This is a genomic window from Flavobacterium sp. (genome assembly GCF_044361065.1).
Taxonomy (GTDB): domain Bacteria; phylum Bacteroidota; class Bacteroidia; order Flavobacteriales; family Flavobacteriaceae; genus Flavobacterium.
On record NZ_JBIKJI010000136.1, the window covers coordinates 1 to 5,807 of the forward strand.

Here is a 5,807-nt window from a genome sequence, read left to right on the forward strand (position 1 = left end):
TTAAATTTACTAAAAACGGCAAGGTTACGCTTTCGGTAAAAACCATAAAAGAAGAAGACGATACGATAACTTTAAATTTCATAATTCAAGATAATGGTATAGGAATACCAGAAGACAAAATTGCAAATATTTTCGATAGTTTTTCGCAAGGTTCTGTGGAAATTAATAGAACGTATGGAGGAACTGGTTTAGGACTTTCTATCGTTAAGAAAATTATTGAATTATTAGGCAGCGAAATTCATTTAGAAAGTAAAGTAAACGAAGGGACAAAATTATATTTCGATTTAAATTTCGGAAAATCAAATGCCGAAACAATCTTAAATCACGAGAAAAAGAAAGTTACTTCTTACGACAATTTAAAAAATAAAACCGTTTTATTGGTTGAAGACAACAAAATCAACCAAATGATAACCAAAAAAATGGTGGAAAACAAAGGTATGATTTGTACTATAATTGACAACGGCGAAGAGGCAATTGTTGAAATGCAAAATAACACCTTTGATTTGGTTTTAATGGACGTTCACTTAACAGGAATTAATGGAACTGAAGCTACAGCAGAAATAAGAAAATTTAATACAACAACTCCAATTATAGCATTAACTGCTATTTCGTTAAACGAAAACAAAAAAACGTTGCTATCTTTTGGAATGAATGAAGTAATTACAAAACCTTTTAATCCAGATTATTTTTACAGCGTAATAAGTGATTACTTAGTATAACTTTTAACCCAATTGCTTATTAATGCATCAAATTGTTCTTTATCTGATATAAATTTAGATTGAATAGGTAAATAAAACAAGTTACTCAAGTTTATTTTTCCGTTTAAACGCATAAAATCCTTTTCGGTAGTAACTATAATTTTATCTTTTGACAATTCATTTATTTCTGAAACTTCAGCTTCTGAAAAATTATGATGATCTGGATATATCAAAACTTTATCAGTTCCCGAATTTAAATAATTAATGAAATATTTTGGCTTAGCAATTCCTGCAACAATAATTTTTTCTTTAGAAATTATATCTGAAACCGACATACTATTTTCTGTACAAAATACTTTAGAATCGTAGTCAATAGAAGTAAAAAAAACTGGAACATTTACGTTTAATTTTAGTTTTACTTCATCTTTGTTTAATTCAGATATATTTTGTGGACATTTGGTTACAACAACTACATTGGCGCGCTTTTTACCAATGGCACTTTCTCGTAAATTCCCAAAAGGCAAAATAAAATCATCTGAAAACAACTCATCGTAAGCAGTTAATAATATATAAAAACCCGCTTTTACTTTTCTATGCTGAAACGCATCATCTAATAAAATTACATCTGGATTGATGTTCGAAATTAAGTTTTCAATTCCTGTTTGTCTGTCTTCACAAACGGCAACAGAAACTTCAGGAAATTTTGAATACATTTGAAACGATTCGTCACCTAATTCCGAAACAGTAACTAAATCATTTGCCAATACAAAACCTTTTGAAATTCGTTTGTAGCCACGACTCAAAACAGCAATTTTATAAGTATCTTTCAGTAATCGAATGATGTATTCTGTTTGAGGGGTTTTACCTGTGCCACCAGCGCTTAAATTTCCAATTGCAATAACTGGTAATTCATATGATTTTGAAGGAAAAATACCCAAATCGTACAGCCAATTTCTTATAAAAGTAACTAACCAATATAAGCCTCCAAGTGGAAAAAGTAGTTTTCGTATAAAATTCATAGTTATTTATCTAAATAAAGACTTACAAAAGTAGTCCTTAGAATTAGATATACAAATGTACAAAAATCGTATGAATTAAATTTCAAGTAAATTATATTTAAATCAATTGCATTTTTTATCTTTGAAAAATACAAAATTTCTAAAACGAAAAATGCAATTATCCGAAATTACAAAACATTTAGAGCAATTGGCTCCTTTGGCTTACGCTGAAGATTTTGACAATGTTGGACTATTAGTGAGTCACACTAACGACATTACTGGTATTTTAGTTTGCCACGATGCTTTAGAAGAAGTTATTGAAGAAGCCATTTCCAAAAAATGTAATTTAGTAGTCTGTTTTCATCCTATTTTGTTTTCTGGATTAAAAAAAATTACTGGAAAAAATTATGTAGAACGGGCTATTATCAAAGCCATAAAAAATGATGTTGCCATTTATGCCGTTCATACCGCATTAGATAATCATCAAAATGGCGTGAATAAAATTTTCTGCGATGCTTTAGGTTTAACGAATACAAAAGTTTTAATACCTAAGCAAAATTTCATTTATAAATTAGTAACATATACCAAACCCGAGAACGAAAATCAAGTAAAACAAGCCTTGTTTGAAGCGGGTGCAGGTAGTATTGGCAACTATGATAATTGTAGTTTTACATCAGCTGGAAATAGTTCTTTTAAAGGTAATGAAAACAGCAATCCGGTACTTGGACAAAAACAAATTTTACAAATTGAAGAGGAAATAAAAATAGAAGTAATTTTCGAAAAACACTTACAAAACAACATATTAAAGGCATTATTTGCAAATCATATGTATGAAGAAGTGGCATATGAAATTTACAAAACCGAAAATGAACATCAAAATATTGGTTTAGGAATGATTGGCGAATTGGAACAACCTATGAAACCAAACGCTTTTTTACAATTTGTCAAAGAAAAAATGGAATGTGGCAGTATTCGTCATAGTCAATTTTTAGCATCGGAAATCAAAAAAGTTGCAGTTTTAGGTGGAAGCGGTAGTTTTGCCATAAAAAATGCAATTGCAGCAGGAGCCGATGCTTTTTTAACCGCCGATTTAAAATATCACCAATTTTATGAAGCCGAAAATAAGCTACTTTTAGCAGATATTGGCCATTTTGAAAGCGAAAGATATACAAAAAATTATATTGTTGACTTTCTTAAAGAAAAAATCACTAATTTTGCAATCATTTTATCAGAATTAAATACAAATCCCGTTAAATATTTTTAACAATATGGCAAATACAAAAGAACTAAGCGTAGAAGAAAAATTAAGAGCAATTTATGCCTTACAATTAATTGATTCTAAAATTGACGAAATAAGAAACGTACGAGGAGAATTACCTTTAGAAGTTGAAGATTTAGAAGATGAAGTAGCTGGATTATCTAAACGTTTAGAAAAATTAAACGACGATTTAAACAACATCGATCATCAAGCAAAAGAAAAAAAGAATAATATTGATGACTATAAAGCAGCAATAAAAAAATATACTGAACAGCAAAAAAATGTGCGTAACAATAGAGAATTTAATTCTTTATCTAAAGAAATTGAATTTCAAGAATTAGAAATTCAATTGGCTGAAAAGCACATTAAAGAAATGAAAGTTACGTTTGAAAACAAAAAAGAAATTGTTAATCAAACAAAAGACAAACTGGAAAGTAAAGAAAATCACTTAAAACATAAAAAAGCAGAATTAAGTGATATTATGGCGGAAACCGAAAAAGACGAAAACTTCTTAATTGAAAAATCTAATGATTTTAGAGGCAAAATTGAAGCTCGTTTATTATCAGCATACGACAGAATTAGAAATAGCGTTGTTAATGGTTTAGCAGTTGTTTCTATCGAACGTGGTGCCTCTGCAGGTTCTTTCTTTACCATTCCACCACAAACTCAAATGGAAATTGCAGGTAGAAAGAAAATCTTAACCGATGAGCACAGTGGACGTATTTTAGTAGACAGTGTTTTAGCTGATGAAGAAAGAGAAAAAATGGAGAAAATTTTCGCCAAAATGTAATTGAAATAGTAGAAGGTCTTAAATTCGAAAGTTTTAAAATCGAAATATTAGGCTTTTACACAATAAAAAAAACAAATTAAAAAATCCAAACTCCAAGTTTTAAATTTGGAATTTGGATTTTTTTTATTGGAATTTTAAACAAAACAAACCTCATAAACATTTAAACTAAAAATACTACCTTTGCCTAATGGAAGAACAATTAGTACGCATCAATAAATATTTGTCAGAATCAGGATTTTGCTCTCGTAGAGAGGCTGACCGATTATTGGAAGAAGGCAGAATCACCATCAACGGTAAATCTACTGAATTAGGCACGAAAGTAGCTCCAGGAGACGAAGTTCGTGTGAATGGCGAATTAGTATCCAACGCAAATAAAAAACCTATTTATTTATCGTTCCACAAACCTGCAGGAATTGAATGTACGACGAATTTAAATATTCCAGACAACATTGTTGATTATATCAATTATCCCGAACGCGTTTTCCCTATCGGAAGATTAGACAAAGCCAGTGAAGGATTAATATTTATGACCAATGATGGCGATATTGTAAACAAAATTTTACGCGCCAGAAACAATCACGAGAAAGAATATATTGTTACCGTTGACAAACCAATTACTGAAACTTTCATTAATCAAATGAGCAATGGCTTGCCTATTTTAGACACTATTACCAAAAAATGCAAAGTAGATAAAATGAGTCAGTTTGTGTTTAAAATCGTATTAACACAAGGTTTAAATCGTCAAATTCGTCGTATGTGCGAGTATTTAGATTACGAAGTTACATCGCTAAAAAGAATCCGAATAATCAACATTACTTTAGACGTTCCTGTTGGAAAATACCGTCCGCTAACAGACAAAGAAATCGTAGAATTAAATACACTTATCGAACCTTCCAGTAAAACCGAAGACGCAAGTATTCTGCGTGACAAAAAAACCAATTACGGTAGCAGAAATTACGACAAGCGAAATAGATAATTTTATTTGGGCGTTCCCTTTCAGGTCGTGTCTTCCGCTATATCTTTTTATATTTTGTTGCCTTCGAGAACCTCAGGCAACAAAACATAAAAAGGATGCCGCTACAACCACTAACGCAAAAGCGTTTTTCATTAGAACAGATATTCCATTACGTAGTCGTCCATAACGTACCCATTTCCAATATCAATTACTTCTTCTTTTGAAATAACAAAACCCAATTTCTCATAGAAAAATTTTGCTTTGTTATATTTGTTCACATTTAAAAAAACACCTTTCTGATTATTGCTTTTAGCGATTTTTACTATTTCATCAATCATAAATTTACCACAACCTTTACCTTGGGTTTCTGATAACAAATAAATTTTATGGATTTTAGTTAATGGCTGACTGAGGTTCTCGAAATTGCAATTTAATTCATAAGCTACAAAACCAATAGCAGTTGTGTCTTCAAACAGTAATTCAAATACTTGCCCATTATCCATTTGCTTTTCTAAATTGGCAACGGAATAAAAGTTATGCAACATATAATCTAACTGTTCACTTGATAAAATCTCTCTATAAGTGGATGGCCAAACAGTATACGCTAAATCACGAACTATCGAAAGTTGTTCTCTATTACAAACGCTCATTTTCATAGGGCTAAAATAAAACAAAAAGGGCCAATCTGTATAGATTGACCCTTTTTTATTTGTAATTATATTAAACTCTATTTAGTTAAATTTATAACTTAAAAAGAATTCATTAGAACCATTAGCGCGACCTAAAGTTTTGCTACGAACACTGTACTCATAAGCATAACCCAAAGCGATTTTTTTACTTATATTAATTAAAGCTAAACCAGCTAAAGTTTTATCAGTTCTGTACGTTACACCAAAATTGAGTTTATCATCATATTTAAGCGTTGTAGTAAGATCCGTAGAAAATGGTGCGCCATTAACATAACGTAGCATAATAGATGGCACTATATCTAACGAAGGAGTAACTTCAAAAGTTCTTCCTGTTGAAAAATAATAGTGTGCCTGATCAGTTGCAACAGAAGCAAAACCTTCCTCATTTTTCGCTCTTTTTGTATCAAGCATTTTTGGCG

The 5,807-nt window shown here is 30.6% G+C and carries 7 protein-coding genes; 4 read left to right on the forward strand and 3 right to left on the reverse strand.

All coding sequences use genetic code 11. From position 1 onward, the window contains the following. A partial coding sequence (locus tag ACIQ11_RS08325; RefSeq protein WP_396154194.1) for a response regulator occupies positions 1–719 on the forward strand: 719 nt, incomplete at its 5' end. Here ACIQ11_RS08325 and lpxK read toward each other — a convergent pair. Then, on the reverse strand, positions 707–1,717 hold the full coding sequence (gene lpxK / locus ACIQ11_RS08330) for a tetraacyldisaccharide 4'-kinase (RefSeq protein WP_396154195.1): 1,011 nt from the start codon (positions 1,715–1,717) through the stop codon (positions 707–709). The genes ACIQ11_RS08325 and lpxK overlap by 13 nt on opposite strands. Before the next feature lie 151 nt (positions 1,718–1,868). Here lpxK and ACIQ11_RS08335 point away from each other — a divergent pair, with 151 nt between their 5' ends. From ACIQ11_RS08335 to rluF, 3 genes are all read left to right on the forward strand, one after another. Continuing rightward, positions 1,869–2,960, forward strand: a complete 1,092-nt coding sequence (locus ACIQ11_RS08335; protein ID WP_396154196.1) for a Nif3-like dinuclear metal center hexameric protein — start codon at positions 1,869–1,871, stop codon at positions 2,958–2,960. Positions 2,961–2,964: 4 nt separating this feature from the next. Beyond that, positions 2,965–3,744, forward strand: coding sequence for a zinc ribbon domain-containing protein (locus ACIQ11_RS08340; RefSeq protein WP_396154197.1), 780 nt, complete (start codon positions 2,965–2,967; stop codon positions 3,742–3,744). Between the two features lie 187 nt (positions 3,745–3,931). Further along, on the forward strand, positions 3,932–4,720 hold the full coding sequence (gene rluF, locus ACIQ11_RS08345) for a 23S rRNA pseudouridine(2604) synthase RluF (RefSeq protein WP_396154198.1): 789 nt from the start codon (positions 3,932–3,934) through the stop codon (positions 4,718–4,720). Between the two features lie 131 nt (positions 4,721–4,851). Here the strand turns inward: rluF and ACIQ11_RS08350 are convergent, their stop codons facing one another. Then, positions 4,852–5,349, reverse strand: a complete 498-nt coding sequence (locus ACIQ11_RS08350) for a GNAT family N-acetyltransferase (RefSeq protein WP_396154199.1) — start codon at positions 5,347–5,349, stop codon at positions 4,852–4,854. An 81-nt stretch (positions 5,350–5,430) separates the two neighbouring features. Next, on the reverse strand, positions 5,431–5,807 hold a 377-nt coding region (locus ACIQ11_RS08355), incomplete at its 5' end, for a type IX secretion system membrane protein PorP/SprF (protein ID WP_396154200.1).

Excerpts from the sequence above, each read along its gene's own strand:
- lpxK (WP_396154195.1), bottom strand. The coding sequence starts at position 1,717 with ATGAATTTTATACGAAAACTACTTTTTCCACTTGGAGGCTTATATTGG.
- ACIQ11_RS08335 (WP_396154196.1), top strand. The coding sequence starts at position 1,869 with ATGCAATTATCCGAAATTACAAAACATTTAGAGCAATTGGCTCCTTTG.
- ACIQ11_RS08340 (WP_396154197.1), top strand. The coding sequence starts at position 2,965 with ATGGCAAATACAAAAGAACTAAGCGTAGAAGAAAAATTAAGAGCAATT.
- rluF (WP_396154198.1), top strand. The coding sequence starts at position 3,932 with ATGGAAGAACAATTAGTACGCATCAATAAATATTTGTCAGAATCAGGA.
- ACIQ11_RS08350 (WP_396154199.1), bottom strand. The coding sequence starts at position 5,349 with ATGAGCGTTTGTAATAGAGAACAACTTTCGATAGTTCGTGATTTAGCG.